The organism is Halomonas sp. ALS9, assembly GCF_001651035.1.
GTDB lineage: Bacteria > Pseudomonadota > Gammaproteobacteria > Pseudomonadales > Halomonadaceae > Vreelandella.
On record NZ_LXRG01000029.1, the window covers coordinates 1 to 220 of the forward strand.

Annotated in this window: 1 protein-coding gene; it reads left to right on the forward strand. The window is 55.0% G+C overall.

All coding sequences use genetic code 11. The features are described from left to right. Positions 1–220 (forward strand): HipA domain-containing protein (locus A6R74_RS01075; RefSeq protein WP_165603335.1); only part of this gene is annotated, 220 nt, incomplete at both ends.

Here is a 220-nt window from a genome sequence, read left to right on the forward strand (position 1 = left end):
AGTGCAGCACAGCTTTTCAGGCACTTCCTGCGGGTTATCAGCATTGGTTAGTAAAATTCCGTGCGCCAACCGAGCATCGCGACACCGGCGCCATCGAATACGCCTACTCGGTATTGGCAGAGCGTGCTGGGGTGAAAATGGCCGCGAGCAAGCTGATTGAGATCAATTCCTCAGCGGAAACCGAGCGACCCTTTTCTGCCCAGCGTTTTGATCGTAACGG